We start from the raw sequence: 18898 nt of genomic DNA, 5'->3' as shown, positions 1-18898 counted from the left end.
GGAGCGCGCCGATGGCCGCGCCGAAGCAGCCACCCGCGAAGGCGGCGATGAGCCAGTAGACGAACTCCACGGCCGTTCGGCCGCCGAGCGCGTCGATTTGCAGTAGTACTGGGTCCACCATCTGTTATTCCTCCTGTGCCCAGTCGAGGGACTTCTCGACGGCGTCGTCCCAGCGGCTGTAGAGCTTGTCGACCTCTTCGGCGGACTTCTCGGGGCTGAACTCGCGGTCGATCTGCCAGTTGTCGCGCAGCTCGTCGACGGTGTCCCAGTAGCCGACGGCGAGGCCGGCGGCGTAGGCGGAACCGAGCGCCGTGGTCTCGTCGACTTCAGGTCGCGCGATGTCCGTCTGGATGATGTCGGACTGGAGCTGGCAGAGGAAGTTGTTCTTGACCGCACCACCGTCGACTCGGAGCGTCGTCGTCTCGACGCCGGAGTCGGCTTCCATCGCTTCCGCGACGTCGCGGGTCTGGTAGGCGATGGACTCGAGGGTGGCACGTACGATGTGCTCTTTGCGGGTACCACGCGTCATGCCGACGATGGTACCGCGAGCGCGGCCGTCCCAGTGGGGCGCACCCAGGCCGGTGAAGGCCGGGACCATGTAGACGCCGTCGGTCGAGTCGACCGAGCGGGCCAGTTCCGCGGTCTGGGCGGCGTTGTTGATGAGGTCGACGTCTTCGAGCCACTCGATGGCGGCGCCGGTGATGAAGATGGCGCCCTCGAGGGCGTACTGGACCGGCTCACCGGACATCTGGAAGCCGATGGTGGTCAGCAGGCCGTGGTCGGACTCGACGGCGTCGGTACCCGTGTTCATCAGGTAGAACGAACCGGTACCGTAGGTGTTCTTCGCGTCACCCTCGTCGAAACAGGTCTGGCCGAACATCGCGGCCTGCTGGTCACCCAGCGCGCCCGCGACCGGCACTTCGGCGCCCAGGAAGCCGTCGGCGTCCGTGCTGCCGTAGGTGTTCTCGTCGGAGGACGGTCGGACTTCCGGCACCATGGACTTGGGCACGTTGAACTCTTCGAGGAGCTCGTCGTCCCACTCCAGGTCGCGGATGTTGTACAGCATCGTCCGCGACGCGTTCGAGACGTCCGTGATGTGGTTGCCGGTCAGGTTGTAGATAACCCACGTGTCGATGGTCCCCATGAGGAGTTCGCCGTTTTCGGCCCGTGTGCGAACGTCCTCGCCGCGGGAGGCTTCCATCTTCAGGGGCTCGGCGTTGTCGAGAATCCACTCGGTCTTGGTCGCCGAGAAGTACGCGTCGCATTCGAGACCGGTCTTCTCGCGAATCCACTCGACCTTGCCCGCTTCCTGAATCTCTTCGACGCGGTCGGTGGTTCGGCGGTCCTGCCAGACGAGCGCGTTGTGGACAGGCTTGCCGGTCTCCTTGTCCCACACGATCGTGGTCTCACGCTGGTTCGTGATGCCGATAGCCTCGAGCTGCTCCGCGTCGAGGTCGGCCTCGTCGAGACCGGTCGTGACGACGTCTTTGGTGTTCTCCCAGATCTCCATCGGGTCGTGCTCGACCCAGCCGGGCTCCGGGTAAATCTGTTCGTGCTTCTCGTAGGCGTTCGCGACGACCTGCCCGCTGTGGTCGAATACCATAAAGCGGGTGCCAGTCGTCCCCTGGTCTATCGCACCGACGTATGTGTCTGCCATTGTGTGTGTTCTCCGTTGGGCGGACCTTGTTTATCCAAGACCCCGCCTTGAGAGTAAACAATATAGTGAATCATTATAAAGATTACTGCTGCCATCGGAGAGGTAGTAAAAAATGAGAAAAACCAGCACAGAGGCTCTGTCGGGCGGGTTTTCTGGAGATTAAGGATATCTTAACCGAGATTATTACGCTCATCTGTCCGCTGATTGAACTATTTCTCTACGCGCGGTGGGTGCTTTGGCGCGGTCGACGCGCCTCCAGCGGCGGATATTGCGGACAAACTTGCCGTCCGGGCGCTGGATATGCACAGGGCCAGTAAAATATATGATAAACCGTGTTCGTCGTGTTTTCGTGAACAATGTTGGGGAGACCGCGGATCTACCATCTCGATTGTAACTTCCGAGGTGGAATTATTGAACACCGAACGTCGGATTTGCGTCCGGCGCGACCCCGGACAGTTCCGGCCCGCGCGTGAGCGGCCGTTCGTTTCCCGGGCGCGTGGTCGGGGGGTCGGTCGACGGCCGGGAGTATGTGCCATCTACCCCGTTCGTATTTCTGACTCGACGCTTGCACACGCATGCGCGATGATAAAGAACAAATGGTGTGCGTAGCCGCTACCGGATGCCTCGCTGTTCCGGGTCGGCCCCGTCCCGCCGAGTTTACTGACAGTCTCTCACGTCCGATAGCTCTCTGTCCCTTCTTTACGTGCGGGTGCGAGACGCGTCTGCCTGCACGCGACGTGGCAGGGACACCCAGTTTTTTCGCCGTCAACTGGACGGCTAGCCAACTTTCCGCCTCGGCGTATCGCCAACCTTGGGCCGGATTAACATTCATGATTACCAATAAAATTTACTGGCGGACCCCTGTTTAGCGGTAAAATAAAGTGTATGCGAGCCAAAGCCGAGGTATAACAGATGGCACAGACACCACACATCGCCGTCATCGGCGGCGGTTCGACCGGTATCGGCATCGCCCGGGACCTCGCCATGCGGGGTCTGGATGTCACGCTGGTCGAGCAAGGTAACCTGACACACGGAACGACAGGTCGAATGCACGGGCTCCTCCACAGCGGGGGCCGGTACGCCGTCTCGGACCAGGCGAGCGCGACCGAGTGCATCGAGGAGAACCGCGTCCTGCGGGACATCGCGAGCCACTGCGTCGAGATGACCGGTGGCCTGTTCGTCAAACGGCCCGAGGACTCCGAGGAGTACTTCCAGAAGAAACTCGACGGCTGCAAGGAGTGTGGCATCCCGGCGGAGGTCATCTCCGGCGAGGAGGCCCGCGCCATGGAACCGCACCTGGCGAAAGACGTCGACAAGGCGATTTCGGTGCCCGACGGCGCCATCGACCCCTTCCGACTCGTGGTCGCCAACGCCGCGAGCGCCGAGGAACACGGCGCCCGCATCGAGACCCACTCGAAGGTGACGGACCTCATCATCGAGGACGACGAAGTCGTGGGCCTGGAAGTCGAACACGCCTCCGGCGAGGGCAAGCGCATCCACGGGAAAGAGGGCGGTACCGAGGAGATTCGCGCCGACTACGTCGTCAACGCGACGGGCGCGTGGGCCGGCCGCATCGGTGACATGGCCGGCGTCGACATCGCCGTCCGACCGTCCAAGGGCGTGATGACCATCATGAACATCCGACAGGTCGACACGGTCATCAACCGCTGCCGGCCCAAGGGCGACGCCGACATCGTCGTCCCTCACGAGACGACCGCCATCCTGGGGACGACCGACGAGGAGGTCGAGGACCCCGAGGACTACCCGGAGGAGGGCTGGGAGGTCGACATGATGATAGACACCCTCAAAGAGCTCGTCCCGATGCTCGAGGAGGCCCGCACCATCCGCTCGTTCTGGGGCGTTCGCCCGCTGTACGAGCCCCCGGACGTCGGTAGCGACGACCCGACGGACATCACACGTGACTACTTCCTGCTGGACCACGACGAACGGGACGACCTGCAGGGGATGACCTCCATCGTCGGCGGGAAGTTCACGACCTACCGGATGATGGGCGAGGAGATATCCGACCACGTCTGTGCCAAGTTCGGTATCGACGCCGAGTGTCGCACGGCCGACGAGCCCCTGCCGGGCAGCGAGGACTTCTCGGTCCTGCGGGACTACATGGACGAGTTCGGTCTCACCTCGCCCATCGGCCGCCGCAGCGTCGAACGGCTCGGCTCACGGGCCGACGAGGTGCTCAAGACCAGCGACCCGAACCCGACGGTCTGTCACTGCGAGGGCGTCACCCGCGCCGAAGTACAGGACGCTATCGAGCAGTCCGGCTCCGACCTCAACGCGGTCCGCATCCGGACTCGCGCGTCGATGGGGAACTGCCAGGGCGGCTTCTGCTGTAGCCGGCTGGCGAGTGAACTCCACGGCGAGTACGACGAGACCATCGCCCGCGACGCGTGGGACGAACTGCTTCAGGAGCGCTGGAAGGGCCAGCGCCACGCCCTCTGGGGCGACCAACTCTCGCAGGCGGCGCTGAACTACGCGCTGCACGCGACCACCCAGAACCGGGACAGGGACCCGGCCGACGGGGAGCCGGTCGACTTCGCCGCCTTCGACAGCGGCGTGCGAGCGGGCGAGACGTCGGGGACTGCGGACGTGGCGGCAGATGGGGGACGACGCGATGGCAATTGAATCGGACGTACTGGTCATCGGCGGCGGCCTCGCCGGGCTGACCAGCGCACTCAAGGCCACACGCGAGGGCGCGGACGTGCGCCTGGTCTCCTACAAGCAGAGTTCGCTGCGCCACGCGTCCGGCCTGGTGGACCTGCTGGGGTACACCCCAGACGGCGAGGGGCCGGTGACCGACCCCTACGCCGCGATGTCCGACCTGCACGACGCCCACCCCTACCAGACGGTCGGGGTCGAGACGGTCCGGGAGTCGATGTCGCTGTTCGACGAGGTGACCGACTACCGGGGCGACCACACGGACACGAACGCCCTGGTGCCGACCCACGGCGGGACGGTCAAACCCACGGCTCGCTACCCGACCGGGGCCGCCGCCGGTCTCGCGAGCGACGACCGCGACGTGTTGCTGGTCGGCATCGAGTCGATGGTCGACTTCGACGCGCCACACGTCGCCGCCCACCTGGAGGCCGCCGGCGTCCCCTTCGACGTCCGCGGCGAGACCATCAAGTTCCCGGGCGACCTGCAGGCCGACGCGAAGATAACTCGCTACGCCAAGCTGTTAGACACCAACGGTGAGGTCGCGGTCCGTGGCCGCAAGAAGGGCGCGCGCGACGCGCTTGCCGAGCGGGTCAACACCGTCCGCGAGAAAGAGGAGCGGGTCGGCTTCCCGGCCATCCTCGGTGACGACCACACGGACGCCGTTCGGGCGGCACTGGAGGACCGAATCGGCGCCGACGTCTTCGAGGTCCCGATGGGGCCGCCGTCGCTGCCGGGCCTCCGCCTGGAGGACGCCCTCTTCGAGGCCTTAGACGAGGCCGGCGCGAGCTTCGAGACGGGCAACCCCGTCGTCGACTTCGACGCCGACGGCGACCGTATAGAGACGGTGTACATCGAGAAGAACGGCGCCCGCATCCCCAACAGCGCCGACCAGTACGTCCTCGCGACGGGCGGGCTGGTCGGCAAGGGCATCGAGTCGAACCGGGAATCGGTGTACGAGCCGATATTCGACTGTCACGTCGAACACGGCGAGGACCGCTACGAGTGGTTCGACGGCGACGTCTTCGGCGAGCACCCCTTCGCCAGTTTCGGCGTCGAGACCGACTCGACGCTCCGGCCGCTGACCGGCGACGACGAGGTGCAGTTCGACAACCTCAGAGCCGCCGGGTCGGTGCTGGGCGGCTACGACTTCCAGGCCGAGAAATCCGGTAGCGGAGTGTCGATTGCGACAGGCTACGTGGCGGGCGAGAACGCAGCAGCGGAGGCACGATGAGCGACGCACAATCCCCAACAGACTTCGACCCAGTCGAACCGAACACGGGCGAGGACTTCGAGCCCGTCGACGTCTTCCCCGACAGCAACGACTTCGACCTGCGACCGGGCGCCGACTCCTGTTTCAAGTGCTCGGTGTGTGATACGAACTGTCCGGTCGCGGAGGTCGACGACAGCTTCCCCGGCCCGAAGTTCCAGGGCCCCGAGCAGTGGCGGCTCAAACAGACCGACGACGACTACGAGATAGACGACTCCGTGATGTCGTGTTCGAACTGCATGCGCTGTGACAACGCCTGCCCGTCGGGCGTCCCCCTGTCCCAGATGCACAACACGGCCCGCGGGGAGTACGTCGAGAACCAGATGTCGAAGACGGACGTCGAGTACTGGCGTAACCGCATCCTCTCGAACTACCGGCTCTCCGCGTCTATCGCCAGCAAGGTGCCCCGACTCGCCAGTTGGGGGATGAACTTCGGCCCGGCCCGCTGGCTCATGGAGAAGACCCTTGGCGTCACGAAAGAGCGCGAGTTCCCCGACTTCGCCCCCCAGACGTTCCGCGAGTGGTGGGCCGAACGCGGCGGGGCCGACGCCTCCCGGCGCAACGCCCAGCAGCGCCGTGAAGAACTGGGCCTGGACCGCGACGCCGACAAGAAGGTGGCGTACTTCCACGGCTGTTACTCCAACTACAACACCGTCGACGTCGCCAAGGCGATGGTCCGCGTCTACGAACACTACGGCTACGAGGTCGTCGCCCCCGAGCAGAAGTGCTCCGGAACGCCGATGTTCGCAAACGGGATGCTCAAGGACGCCCGTCGCCACGCCGAGGTCAACGTCTCCTCGATGTCCGACCTCGTCGACCAGGGGTACGACGCCATCGCCTCGTGTACGTCGTGTTCGATGGCGCTGCGCCAGGAGTACCCCGAGCTGTTCGACATCGACGGCATCGAGAAGGTGTCCTCGAACACCTTCGAGGCCGTCGAGTACCTGCGCATCCACGAGGACGTCAAGGAGGACGTCAAGGAGGCCAACGTCTCCGGCGAACTGGCCGAGGAGTTCGCCTACCACGCGCCGTGTCACGCCCGCAATCAGGGGCTGGAACGCCAGTCCGTCGAGCTGTTCCGCGACCTCGACGGGGCCGGCATCGAGGACGTCGGCGAGTCCTGCTCGGGTATCTCCGGCACCTACGGCTGGAAAGAAGAGAAATACGAGAAGTCCATGGACATCGGTGAGGAGATGTTCGAACACATGGACCACGCCGAGGGCGAGGTCGGCATGACGGAGTGTCCGACCTGCGCGATGCAGATGGAACACGGTACCGGCTACGAGATTCGCCACCCGCTCGAACTGCTGGAAGCCGCCATCGTGAACTGACCGCCTGACCGTTTTTCCCGTTTCGCCGGCCCGGTAGCGACGGCGACCGCCGTCTTCGACCGATACGGGTACGTGAGGTAGCCGCTGCTCGTCGGTGGTTCGAACGAAGGGGAGAACACAGTTGTGTGTCGCCGGACGGCGACACGAGGGGTCTTGGTGGTCGGCGTCAGTCGTCCCCGCGGACGAAGGTCACGGGGCACGGGGCCTCGAGCATGACCTCCTGGGCGACCGAGCCGAAGACGGCCTTGCCCGTCGGCGAGCGCTTGCGGCCGCCGACGACGACGAGGTCCGCGCGGGTCATGCCGGCGAGGGCGACGATTTCTTCGCCGTGGTCGCCGACGGCGCCGCGGACGCTCGTCTCGATATCGGCCTCGTCGAGTATCTCGCGCAGGTCTCGGACGGTCGCGTGCCGGTCCGCGACTTCGTCCGGGTCCGCCTCGGCGACGGCCGAGAACTCCAGTCGGTCCACGACCGTCTCGTACTCGTCGTCGGTGAACACGTGTGCGACGACCACGTCGGCCCCGGCCGGGCCGGCGATATCGACGACGGTCTCCGCGAGTTCCTCGATACGGCTCGCGTCGTTAGGGCCGACCGCGAGCAAGACAGTTTCCAGTGCCATACATGGTATGCAACCTACCGGAGCCTAAATCCTTCGATAGAAACAACGGCTGTTGTAAACGGTTTAGCCCGACTGTTAGCCGGTGTTCTTCATCCCGGCGGCGATGCCCTGAACTGTCAGTCGAAGGGTCCGCTTCTCCGTCTCAGTGAGGTGGGACTGAGCGAGCAGGCGGACCTGCAGCAGGTTCAGCGGGTCGACGTAGGGGTTCCGGCGTTCGAGGTTCTCCTCCAGCCACTCGCGGGAGAGCAGCCCATCGCGCTGCGTGATATCGAGGACGAGGTCGACGGTCTCCTCGTACTCCTCTCTGAGCCGCGGGAAGATGCGCTCGCGGAGGTCGTCGTCGGCGAGGTCGGCGTACTCCTCGGCGATGCCAAAGTCCGTGCGGGCGAGCGCCAGCGAGGCGTTGTCGATCTTCGTCCGGAAGAACGGCCACTCCTCGTACATCTCCCGGAGCGTCTCGACGTCGCCGCCGTCGTCGAGGTAGGCGTTCAGCCCGGTGGCGATGGAGTACCAGCCGGGGATGATACAGCGGGCCTGGGTCCAGGAGAACACCCACGGGATGGCCCGGAGGTCCTCGACGCTGCGGTCCTCGCTGCGGGAGGCGGGCCGCGAGCCCATGTTCAAGTTTTCGATGACGGTGATGGGGGTTGCCTGCTCGAAGTAGTCGACGAACCCCTCGGTCTGCAGGAGGTCCTGGTACTCCTGTCGGGCGGCGGGTGCGGCCGTCTCCATCGCCTCGCGCCACTCGTCGGGAATCTCCTCGACGGGGTCCTCCATGGCGTTGTGCCGGGCCCGTACCTGCGCGTTGAGCATCTGCTCTAAGTTGCGCTCGGCGATGTCGTGGTTGGCGTACTTCTCGGCGATGGCCTCGCCCTGCTCGGTGAACTTGATCTGGCCGGTCACCGTCTCGTTTGGCAGTGCGAGCATCGCGTCGTTCATCGGGCCGCCGCCGCGGGAGATAGAGCCCCCGCGGCCGTGGAACAGGCGCATCTCCACGTCGAAGTCGTTCGTGATGTCGGCCAGGCGCTTCTGGTTGTTGTACAGCGACCAGTTCGCGGCCAGGAAGCCGTTCTCCTTGTTGGAATCCGAATAGCCGAGCATAATCTCCTGGACGCCGTTGCGGGCCTCCAGGGCCATCTCGTAGGCCTCGTTCTCGAACAGCGTCCCCATGATGCGCCGGGCGCCAGAGAGAGCGTACTCCGATTCCAGCAGCGGGACGATGTCCAGCCCGCAGTAGCCGGGCAGGTCGACGATGCCGACCTGGTCGGCGAGGAACAGGACCTCGAGGACGTGGCTGGGCTCCTCACACCAGGAGATGGCGTAGGTGTCGATGGCGTCGACGCCGAACTCGTTTTGCCAGTCGGCGGTCTCGCGGAACCGCCGCAGCACGCGGGTCGAGTCGTCCGACAGGCCCGTCGTGTCCGCCATATCGATGACCTGGCTTTCCTGCGTGATGGCGTCGGTCAGGAACTCGACGCGTTCGTCCTCGTCCATCCCGGCGTAGTCGATGCCCTGTCGGTCCACCGCCTCGGCGATGGCGTCGGTGTGCATCTTGCGGTGGTCCCGGAGGTCGAGGCTGGCGAGCGAGAAACCGAAGGTGTCGACCTTCCGGATGAGCGGGTCGACGTGGGCCTCGGCGACGACCGCGGCGTTGTTGTCCCGCAGGCTGGCGGCGATGGTCCGGAGGTCCTTCAGCAGTTCGTCCGGGCCGTCGTAGCCGCCCTGTCGCACGTCGTTGACACGGAGGACGGACTCGCGCATCAGCTTGAGCTTCTGACGGTAGGGCTCGTCGGGGTAGCGCTCCTCGGCCTCCGCCGCGACGCCGGGGAGACGGGTCTTGTGTTCGGAGAGGCGCTCGTCGAAGGTGGCGTCGGTCGTGATGTTCGAGGCGTCCTGGCTGAGGACGCCGGAGAGCTCCTTGAGCTTGTTCCGGTACAGCGGGAGGATGGTGTCTCGCTGTCGCTCCAGGGTCTCCTCGGTGACCTCCGGCGTGACGAAGGGGTTGCCGTCGCGGTCCGACCCGGCCCACGAGCGGAACTCGTAGAGCTTGGGGACGTCGACGTCCTCGTCGTAGCGTTCGTCGATGGCGTTCTCGAGTTCGTCGTACACCTCGTCGATGACCTCGAAGAGGACGTTCTCGAGGTACCACTGGACGTTGAGCGCCTCGTCGGTCACTTCCGGTCGGCGGTCCCGCACCTGCGGGGTCTGCCAGAGGCTGGTGACCTCCGAGGCGAGGTCCCGTTCGACCCGGGCCTCCTCGCGGTCGGTGAGCCGGCGCTCGTCGAGCATCTCCAGGTCCTGTGCGACCGAGCGGAGTTTCGCCTTGACCGTCTTTCGGCGGGCCTCGGTCGGGTGGGCGGTGAAGGTCGGTTGGATGAGCACGTCGTCGAGTACCTCCTCCAGTTCCGCGGCGTCGGCGTCCCGCTCGGCGAGTTCGTCGATGGCCTCCTCGACGCTGTCGGCCAGGATGCCCGCCTGACTCCCTTCGCGGGTCTCCCGGACCCGCTCGCGCTCCTCGGCGAGGTTGATGAGTTCGAAGTAGGTGGTGAAGGCCCGAGCGACGATATCCTGCATCTCGGGATTGAGCCGGTCGAGCGTGCGAGTTACCTCCGCGCGGGTGTCTGCGTCGCCGCGACGGTACTCGATAGAGGAAAGTCGAGTCCGCTCGACGATTTCGAACGCTTCGGTCGAAGATTGCGCCTCGAGAACGTCGCCCAGGAGCTCACCAAGCTCGCGGACGTCTTGGTTTATCTCTCTGGCGTGCAAAGTCATACCAGTCTCTCCATATCCGAAACCTAAAACACTATTGAATCGGGGAGGCGCGTCGCCGTTCCCTGTGGTAGTTCGTGATAGAACCGTTTGTACAACTTGTCTACGAGGTTTAATTTTCCGCCGTGAGTGACTATCTGACAACGTGGCCCGGCGGTGTGGCGGGCGCGCGCCGACACAGATTCAAACGGCCGGGCCCCGTAGTCGGCCCATGCCGACCGCGACCAACGACGGCGCCCGCCTGGCCTACGAGCGTTCCGGGCCGCCGGACGCCGACTCTGTCGTGTTCGTCGAGGGACTGGGTTACGGCCGATGGATGTGGCGCTGGCAACGGGCAGCGCTCGGCAACTACGACACTATCGTCCCGGACAACCGCGGCACGGGCGACTCCGACACGCCAGAGGGTCCGTACACCATCGGCGAGATGGCGGCCGACCTCGCGGCCGTCCTCGACGACGCCGGCGTCGACTCCGCCCACGTCGTCGGCGCCAGCATGGGCGGGATGATAGCCCAGCAGTTCGCGCTGGACCACGGGCGGGCCGAGTCGCTGACGCTGCTCTGTACCACGCCGGGCGGTCCCGAGGCGGTCCCGACGCCCGAGGAGACACAGCAGCGAATCTTCGACGTGCCCGAGGAGTACGACGAACGGGAGCGGCGCCGTTACAAGATGGCGCCGGCGATGACCGACACCTTCGTGGGGGAGCACGACGACCTGCTAGAGCGCATCGTCGACTGGCGCATCGAGAGTGACGCCGGTGAGCAGGCACTCGCGTGGCAGGCCGCCGCCGTCGAGGCGTTCGATGTCCACGACCGACTCGGCGATATCACCGCGCCGACGCTCCTCGTCCACGGGACGGCCGACCGGGTCGTCCCCGTCGAGAACGGTCGTCTGCTCGCCGACGGACTGCCCGACGTCGAGTATCTGGAACTCGACGGCGCGCCGCATCTTCTCTTTATCGAACGGGCCGACGCGGTCAACGAGGCGCTCCGGGGGTTCCTCGCCGATGTCTGACTTCGCCGACGGGCCCCAAGCCTGGGTCGGCGCCTGGAGCGAGAAACGGGCGCAGTTGACCCCCGACCGGGTCGGCCTGGTCGACGCCGCGACGGGCGAGCGGTACACCTACGCGGCGCTTGACCGGCGGGCCAATCGGGGGAGTCGGCTGCTCCGCGCGGCGGGCGTCGGCGGCGGTGACCGCTTCGCCGTCGTCTCGCGCAACCGCCCCGAACTGGTCGACCTGTTCTTCGCCGCTGGCAAGACGGGGAGCGTCCTCGCGCCGCTCTCCCATCTGCTCGCACCGCCCGAACTCGCCGCCCTGCTCGACCGGGTCGACCCCGCCCTCCTGGTCGTCGAGAGGCCGTTTCTGGAGAAGACGCGGGCGGCGCTCGACGACGCGGACGGCGCGGCGCCGACGGTACTGGCTATCGAAGCGACGGACGACGGCGGAGGCGACGAGGTGCCAGACGGGACCGCGACCTACGCGGCGGAACTACCCGAGGACGACAGCCCAGTCGACACCGCGACGCTCGCGCCCGACGACCCGCACCTGCTGCTCCACACCGGCGGTTCGACCGGGACGCCGAAGGAGGCGGTCATCACCCACCGGGGCGTGGTCTGGAACTCGCTGAACACCGTCGCCTCGTGGGGGCTGCGCGACGACGACGTGACGCCGCTCACCTTCCCGATGTTCCACACCGGCGGCTGGAACGTGGTCACGGTCCCGGTCTGGCACATGGGCGGGACGGTCGTGCTGGCCCGCGAGTTCGACGCCGGGGGGCTCCTCGGGACCGTCGAACGCGAGGGCGCGACGGTGCTGGTGGCCGTCCCGGCGGTCCTCCGGGCGCTCACCGAACACGACGACTGGTCCGGGACCGACCTCTCGACTCTGCGAATCGTCAAGTCCGGCGGCGGCCCCTGCCGCCAGTCGGTCATGGACGCCTGGTGGTCCCGCGGCGTCGACCTCTCGCAGGGGTACGGCCTCACCGAGTGCGGGCCGAACAACTTCGCGATGCCCGACGGCTGGCCCCACGAGAAGGCCGACACGGTGGGGAAACCCGCGATGCACGTCGACGCCCGCGTCGTCGAGGACGGTGAGCCGGTCGAACGGGGTGCGGTCGGCGAACTCCAGTTGCGCTCGCCCCACGCCGCGGCGGGCTATCTCGACAGCGACGAGAGCGCGGCGACGTTCGGGGGTGGCTGGGTGTCGACGGGCGACCTCGCCAGCGTCGACGCCGACGGTTACTACCGCATCGAGGGCCGAAAGAAGGAGATGTTCGTCAGCGGCGGCGAGAACGTCTATCCGGCCGAAATCGAGAGCGTCCTCACGGACCACGCCCGCATCGACGAGGTGGTCGTCGTCCCCGTCCCCGACGAGCAGTGGGGCCAGGTCGGCAACGCCGTCGTCGAGGGCGACGACGCGCTCACGGTCGGCGATATCGAGGCGTTCTGTGACGGGCGGCTCGCGCGGTACAAGGTGCCCAAGCGGCTGGCGTTCGTCGACGAGATGCCGACCTCGGGGCCGGAGAAAATCGACCGCCAGGCGGTCCGCGAGCGGTTCGGCGGGGAGTAGTTACCGGACGAACAGCGCGACCTCGCTGTCGGCGAGTTCGAGCGGGTCGGCGGCCCCGTCGACGTCGAGGCCGGGGGAGGAGAGCGCCAGTTCCCAGCCGTCGTCGCTCACGTCTGCGAGGTCGGTGGGAACCACGCGCTCGGCGACACCTTCCATGTTCCCCACGAACAGCAGTTCCTCGCCCCCGTCGGGCGCGGTTCGGTGGCCGTAGTAGAGGACGGTGCCGTCGGTCGGGTAGACGTAGTCGAGGGTGTCCCCGTCGGTGAGGTCGCCGACGACCCAGTCGTGGCCCTGGCGGAACTCCCGGACCGCGAGGTCGAACGCCGTCCGCTCGTCGCCCTGCTGGTCGTGCCAGTGGGCGAGGTTGGCGAAGTCGGCCACGTCGCGCATCCAGTCCCGGCCGAGCTGTTCGAGCTCCTCGACGGTGAACTCTTCGCCGATGGGCGTCCCCATCGTGTTCAGCAGCGTCGCTATCTCCGCTTTGTCGTAGTCGGTCATCTCGACGGCCCGGGCCAGCAGGTCGAGAAAGTCGCTCAGCTCGTCGCGCTCCTCGAAGCCCCACTCCTTGAGCCGCTCGAAGTGGGCGTCGTCGTGGAACTGCTCGGGGCGAATCTGCCACGCCGGGAAGTTCTCCTCCTCGGCGAGTACCTTCAGGTTCCAGACGGCGTCGGTGTCACGCACGAAGCCCCACGGCGCGCGCATGTTGGCGTGGGTGAAGTCCATCGGACAGCCCGGCAGGAAGGCGTGAAAGAGGACGGTCGACGCGGGGTTGTTGTAGGCGCGGTCGAGCTTCTCCGGTTCGCTGTCGCCCAGATAGCGGTTAATCTGGGGCTGGCTGAAGGGCGGCTCGGGTTCCAGCTGGGTGCCCCGCCGGATGGTGTCGTGGTTGGCGACGCCGGAAATCCAGTTTGCGCCCATGTCGGCGACCTCCTTCACGCGCCACCACTTGGTCGCCCAGAAGGTCTGCAGGGCGGGCGTGTTGTGCGCGAAGGTGACCGGTCCCCACTGGTAGGCGTGGGGGTGCTGGTCGATGAGGGTGCGGTAGGTGGAGGCCAGTTCCCAGTCCGAGCGGGGCCACGGGCGGCCGTCCTCGTAAATCATCCAGGGGCGGTACTCGACGCCGGCGACCTCCTGTGTGACCCGGTCCATCTCCGCTAAGTAGTCGTCGTCGTGCCACTCCTCCTCGGCCTCGGGGTCCCAGTTCGTGAAGTCCTGTGCCCCGTCGACGCGGATGCCGTCCGCGCCGAAGTCCATCTTCCGGCGCTGGAGTTCGAGCAGGCCGGCGCGGACGACGGGTTCAGTGTAGTCGAGCTCCTGACCGTACATCCCGGGCCCGGCGAACCACTCGTCGTTCAGCAGCGGCAGGGCGCCGTTGTCGGCGTGGCCCAGCGCGATGTCGAAGACGACCTTGACCGGGTCGGGCAGGGTGTGCATCGTGGCGATGAAATCCACGAGTTCGTCCGGGCGGCGCGTCTCCAGGATGGCCGGGTTGACCGTCCCGAACCCGGAGATGACGATGTCGTAGCCCCAGTTGACCATGTCCGGGCGGCGCACCGTCGCCTGGAGGCTGTCGTCGGTCTCGGTCTGTTCCAGCCAGTAGCCCAGTTCGTCCTCGTTCTGTGTGATGGGCGCGACGGGCATCAACTGGACCGCGTCGTAACCGACGAAGTTCCGCTCGGCCGGGGTCAGGTCCTCGCCATCTTCCTGTTTCTCCCCGATGGTCTCGAACTGGCGGGTCAGGCCCGCCAGTGTCCCCGACTCCGTCGCGGTGCCCGGGTGAATCTCCAGCATGCTCGTCGCCGGCTCGAACCTGGGGAGGCCGTCGTCCTCGCTCGCGTGGGGGGCGACGCCGTCCGCTTCGAGGCGCTCGAAGTACTCTCGGTCGGCGCGTTCCTCGTCCAGCCGGCTCGTGTCGTACAGCTCCGCGGGACCGTACGAACCGAAGGGAAGCGAGTCGGCGAAGGGGTCCGTCACCGTCTCGCGCTCGCCCTCTCCCTCGTAGCTGAGCCGGTACAGCGTCCCGAGTCGCTCGCGTGTCCCCGGCCGTACCCCGTCGACGGCGGCCCACGTGAACTCTCCCTCACGGCGCGTCTCGACCAACTCGCGGTCGAACTCGACGGTCTGTTCGTCGGCGGTCAGGTCCACGTCCTCGGCCGGCGTCAGTAGTTCGAGTTGCACCGCCGACTCGGGTACCTCGCCGACGAGCTGTGGCGTCCAGAACCCGAACTCCGCGTGGCCGTCGCGCCAGTGGGCACCGAGGCGCGGGGTCAGTGCTTTCGCGGCCTCGAAGCGGTCTTCGTGTTCGTCGAGCGTCTCCCGCTGGGCATCGACGAGCGCCGACGTCACCTCCGGGAGTGTCTCAGCAGCGGTCATAGCCTATCGTGACCGCCACCGAATAAATTACTTTCCCAATAACGTACAACAGGTGTTATTAACTAGTTCAGGCTGCCGACGCGGTCGTCAACGCCACCGACTACCTACCGAACCGCCGCCGCTGGAATCGGTCCCCTCCCAGTCCAGCCCCGCCGACGCCAGCAGGCCGAGGCTGGCGAGCAGCGACGGCACGACGCTGTACAGCAGCGGGACGCCCAGCACCGTCGCGGGCAGTCCGACCGCCTCGAACAGTCCGAGCGTGACGACCGGGAGACCGACCACCGAGTCGATGGCGGCGAGAGCAACCGACAGGACCGCTGTAAACACTAGAAACGGTACTCCGACCATCAGTGCGACCAGGGGACCCACCAGCAGCCACGCCAGGGGGCCGCTCGTGCCGTCGTTCGTTTCTGGGACATCAGCCATAGCTAATGTGTCCACACCATCGAATAAAAACTGGCCGGCGATTTCGGCGAGTCGGGTCGGGACCGCGCTCGTCGCTGTCCGTCTCAGGCCCCGTCGAACGCCAGCAAAACGCTGCTCGGTGAAGCTACGCTTCGTCGAAGAGGGTGTCGCCCTCGACCATGTGCTCCTCGACGGCGTCCATGTCCAGCGTCAGGCCCAGCCCCGGGTCCTCGGGAATCTCGATGTAGCCGTCCTCGATGACCGTCTCCTCGACCAGGTCCGACCACCAGCCCAGTTCGTAGGAGTGGTACTCGACGGCCAGCGAGTTCGGCACCGCGGCGCCGACCTGTGCGCTGGCCATCGTCGCCACCGGCGAGGCGACGTTGTGCATCGCCACGGGGATGTAGTACTGGTTGGCAACGTCGGCAATCTTGCGGGTCTCGCGCATCCCACCGACCTTCGGCAGGTCCGGCGCTATCATGTCGACGGCCTGGCGCTCGATGAGGCGCCGCTCCTCGGTTACGCGATAGCGGTTCTCGCCGACGGTGATGGGCGTCGTCGTGGACTTGGTGACCTCCTCCTGCACGTCGAGGTTCTCCGGCGGGACGGGGTCTTCCAGCCACCACACGTCGTACTCCTCGATAGCGTCGGCCAGCCGCTTGCCGGAACCGCCGGAGAAGGTCCAGTGACAGTCGAAGGCTACGTCGGCCTCGTCTTTGACCTCCTCGGTGACCTTCTCGACGATTTCGGCCTTGTGGCGGATTTCGCCCGGGCGGAGGTGGCGGTTGGCGCGGTCCTTCTCCAGGCCGCTGGGCACGTCGAGGTCGAACTTCAGCGCGTCGTACCCCAGTTCGTCGACGACCCGTCGGGCCTCGGCGGCACAGGCGTCGGCGTCGGCCTCCTCTTCGGTGTGGCAGTCACAGTAGACCCGCATCTCGTCGCGGTACTTCCCGCCCAGCAACTGGTAGGCCGGCACCTCGAGAATCTTCCCCGCGAGGTCGTGGAGCGCGATTTCGATACCGGAGATGGCGGTGACGGTGACCCCCTCGACGGAGCCCTCGCCGGACATCTTCTGGACGAGGTGCTCGTAGAGCCGGTCGATGTCGAGCGGGTTCTCCCCGACGACGAAGGGTTTCATCCGCTCGATGAGTTCGGGGACGCCGGCGCCCCAGTAGGCCTCCCCGGTGCCGACGACACCGGCGTCCGTGTAGATGCGGACCAGGGTCCACGGGAAGTTCCCGTCGACCATCGTGGTCTGGACGTCGGTAATCTCCACGTCCCGACCGCCGCCCCGCTTCGCGGTGACCCCCATCGTCTCGGCGGACAGCTCTCGCATCGTGTACTCCGCGTTGGGGTCGTGCAGGTCGGCGTAATCGATATCGTTCGCGTGTCCCATGGCGGTGGCTTGCTTGCCCCGTCACAAAAGTGTAGAGGAAAGCCGCTCACTACGCACGTTGTGCTCAACTCGCTGACCGGACCTCGAAGCGCGCCCCGTCGTCGGCGCTCGCCGTCACCGTCGTCTCCCACTCGTGGACCGTCGCCACCTGGTCGACTATCATCAGGCCCAGTCCGGTGCCGGTGTCGGAGCCGGAGACGCCCGCTTCGAACAGGTCGCCCCGCTCGCCTTCCGGGATGCCCACGCCGTCGTCTTCGACGAACAGGCCGTCCGGCAGGCTGCCGACCGTCACCGTCACGGGGTCGGGGTTGTGTTCGACGCTGTTGCGAAACAGGTTCTCGAACAGTTGCATGAGGAGGCTCCGCTTGGCCGGTAGCGTCCACTCCGTGTCGACGGTCAGCGCCGAGTCGCCGGTCTCGACGTTGCTCCAGGCCGCATCGGCGACGGCCGTCACGGAGACGGGTTCGGTCTCGATGTCGCTGGCGCCGGTCCGCGTCAGCGTGAGCACGTCCGAGATGAGCCGCTCCATCCGCGCCAGGGAATCGTCGACGTCGTCGAGGAAGTCGTCCTCGCGGGTCTGTCTGAACAGTTCGAGCTTGCCGGCGGCCACCGTCAGCGGATTCCGGAGGTCGTGGCTCACGACGCCGGCGAAGCGGTCGAGCTGCTCGTTTCGCTGGCGGAGCTCCCGGCGCTGCTCGACCTGTTCGGTGACGTCGTTGACGAGGACGACTCGACCGGCCAGCAGGTCGCGCTGGTCGTACAGCGGCGAGATACGGACGGTGAAGGTCCGGTCGGCGAGTTCGGCCTCGAAGGTCTCGTCGTCCGTGGCTGACATTATCGTCTCGACGAGGGCCTCTGTGTCGGGGAACGGGTCTAACAGCCGGGCGACCCGTTCGCCGGTGACCGAGTCGGCGCCGACCCCGAGCAGCCGCCGCCCCTCGTCGTTGATGTCGACGAGCCGACCCTGCGTGTCGATGACGAGTACGCTGGCCTGGAGCGTCTCCACGACTCTGTTTCGGGCCACGGGCGTGATATCGAGGAAGCCGACCGACGTGATAGCGTAGCCCAGCGAGATGCCGGTGACGGCGAAGCCGACCTGTGAGAGGTCGTACTGCACCGGCGTGAAGATGTAGAGGAAGTTCCCGACCCAGGGGACGAAGATGGCACAGAGGAACGCGACGACCTGTTTCTGATAGAGGAAATCCGAGCGGACCGCGAAGCCCCCTATCATGTACACCGCCGCGACGAGCAGCGCGTAGGAGTACAGCGTGTGGACCAGGAACCCGGCCTGAAAGGTCCTGACTACGCCGTACACGGCCGCCGGGTCGATCGCGGCCTCCGTCCACATAAGCTCGTGGTAGCCGTTGGTGAGGGTGACGACCGAGACCAGTATCGGCTCTACCGACAGCAGCGCCACGGACCGGCGGGTCAGATACTCGCCCCGGCCGGTGTACTCAAGCGTGAACGCGAACAGCCCGAAGACGCCGACGGCGACGAACGGGATGACGAGCCTGAGAGAGACGAACGACCACCTCGACGCCCCGAGGACGGTCGGCACTAGCGTAAACAGCGTCCAGAAGACGATTCCGAAGTTCATCACGGCCAGATACGCGGCGCCCGGTTCCTCGCGCCGTTGCCACGCCCGGACCGTCACGCCGCCCGTGGCCAGACAGACGGCTCCGAGAACGCCCTGATATGCCAGGAGCGCCGGGTCCATACACGGTTACGAGCGTCGAAATATATAAATTCACCAGCACTGCGGCGGCCGTCACTCGCTGACGGTGTCGACCGCCCGGCCCGGTCGGCAGGCGGCGGTCCCTGCCCTCGCCCGGGTTTTT

The 18898-nt window shown here is 66.4% G+C and carries 12 protein-coding genes; 5 read left to right on the top strand and 7 right to left on the bottom strand.

Annotated elements, in window-relative coordinates; genetic code table 11:
* Window positions 1–124 precede the first annotated feature (124 nt).
* Complete coding sequence (gene glpK, locus NDI86_RS19435; protein ID WP_310901997.1) at window positions 125–1657, bottom strand: glycerol kinase GlpK; 1533 nt, start codon at window positions 1655–1657, stop codon at window positions 125–127.
* 912 nt (window positions 1658–2569) lie between these two features.
* Between glpK and glpA the strand changes: the two genes are divergently transcribed.
* Genes glpA through NDI86_RS19420 form a run of 3 tightly spaced genes read left to right on the top strand, consistent with a single transcriptional unit; the run spans window position 2570 to window position 6931 of the window.
* Complete coding sequence (gene glpA / locus NDI86_RS19430) at window positions 2570–4300, top strand: anaerobic glycerol-3-phosphate dehydrogenase subunit GlpA (RefSeq protein WP_310901996.1); 1731 nt, start codon at window positions 2570–2572, stop codon at window positions 4298–4300.
* Window positions 4290–5564, top strand: coding sequence for a glycerol-3-phosphate dehydrogenase subunit GlpB (glpB, locus tag NDI86_RS19425; protein ID WP_310902002.1), 1275 nt, complete (start codon window positions 4290–4292; stop codon window positions 5562–5564). Before glpA ends, glpB begins: the two co-directional genes overlap by 11 nt.
* The gene (locus NDI86_RS19420) at window positions 5561–6931 is read left to right on the top strand and encodes an anaerobic glycerol-3-phosphate dehydrogenase subunit C (protein ID WP_310901995.1); all 1371 of its coding nucleotides are present in this window, start codon (window positions 5561–5563) and stop codon (window positions 6929–6931) included. The genes glpB and NDI86_RS19420 overlap by 4 nt, the downstream gene beginning before the upstream one ends.
* A 166-nt stretch (window positions 6932–7097) precedes the next feature.
* Here the strand turns inward: NDI86_RS19420 and NDI86_RS19415 are convergent, their stop codons facing one another.
* Both NDI86_RS19415 and ppc read right to left on the bottom strand, forming a co-directional pair.
* Window positions 7098–7550 carry a universal stress protein gene (locus NDI86_RS19415; RefSeq protein WP_310901994.1) on the bottom strand — a complete coding sequence of 151 codons (453 nt, stop codon included), beginning with the start codon at window positions 7548–7550 and terminating at the stop codon, window positions 7098–7100.
* Between the two features lie 75 nt (window positions 7551–7625).
* Window positions 7626–10322, bottom strand: coding sequence for a phosphoenolpyruvate carboxylase (gene ppc / locus NDI86_RS19410; RefSeq protein ID WP_310901993.1), 2697 nt, complete (start codon window positions 10320–10322; stop codon window positions 7626–7628).
* 208 nt (window positions 10323–10530) lie between these two features.
* Between ppc and NDI86_RS19405 the strand changes: the two genes are divergently transcribed.
* Together NDI86_RS19405 and NDI86_RS19400 are read left to right on the top strand one after the other, a co-directional pair.
* The gene (locus NDI86_RS19405) at window positions 10531–11331 is read left to right on the top strand and encodes an alpha/beta fold hydrolase (RefSeq protein ID WP_310901992.1); all 801 of its coding nucleotides are present in this window, start codon (window positions 10531–10533) and stop codon (window positions 11329–11331) included.
* Window positions 11324–12886 (top strand): class I adenylate-forming enzyme family protein, encoded by a 1563-nt coding sequence (locus NDI86_RS19400; RefSeq protein ID WP_310901991.1) that lies wholly within the window; start codon window positions 11324–11326, stop codon window positions 12884–12886. The genes NDI86_RS19405 and NDI86_RS19400 overlap by 8 nt, the downstream gene beginning before the upstream one ends.
* Here NDI86_RS19400 and gghA read toward each other — a convergent pair whose 3' ends face one another.
* From gghA to NDI86_RS19380, 4 genes are all read right to left on the bottom strand, one after another.
* Window positions 12887–15259: a glucosylglycerol hydrolase gene (gene gghA, locus NDI86_RS19395; protein WP_310901990.1), complete on the bottom strand. Its 2373-nt coding sequence runs from the start codon at window positions 15257–15259 to the stop codon at window positions 12887–12889.
* 87 nt (window positions 15260–15346) lie between these two features.
* A complete protein-coding gene (locus NDI86_RS19390; RefSeq protein WP_310901989.1) occupies window positions 15347–15685 on the bottom strand; it encodes a hypothetical protein in 339 nt (112 codons plus the stop codon).
* Window positions 15686–15809: 124 nt separating this feature from the next.
* The gene (locus tag NDI86_RS19385; protein ID WP_310901988.1) at window positions 15810–17060 is read right to left on the bottom strand and encodes a mandelate racemase/muconate lactonizing enzyme family protein; all 1251 of its coding nucleotides are present in this window, start codon (window positions 17058–17060) and stop codon (window positions 15810–15812) included.
* Between the two features lie 64 nt (window positions 17061–17124).
* Window positions 17125–18777 (bottom strand): sensor histidine kinase, encoded by a 1653-nt coding sequence (locus tag NDI86_RS19380; protein WP_310901987.1) that lies wholly within the window; start codon window positions 18775–18777, stop codon window positions 17125–17127.
* Window positions 18778–18898: the final 121 nt, after the last annotated feature.

Origin of the sequence: Haloarcula onubensis, assembly GCF_031624605.1 — an archaeon.
In the GTDB taxonomy this organism is placed as follows: Archaea; Halobacteriota; Halobacteria; order Halobacteriales; family Haloarculaceae; genus Haloarcula; species Haloarcula onubensis.
This window is presented reverse-complemented; position numbering and strand designations above follow the sequence as displayed.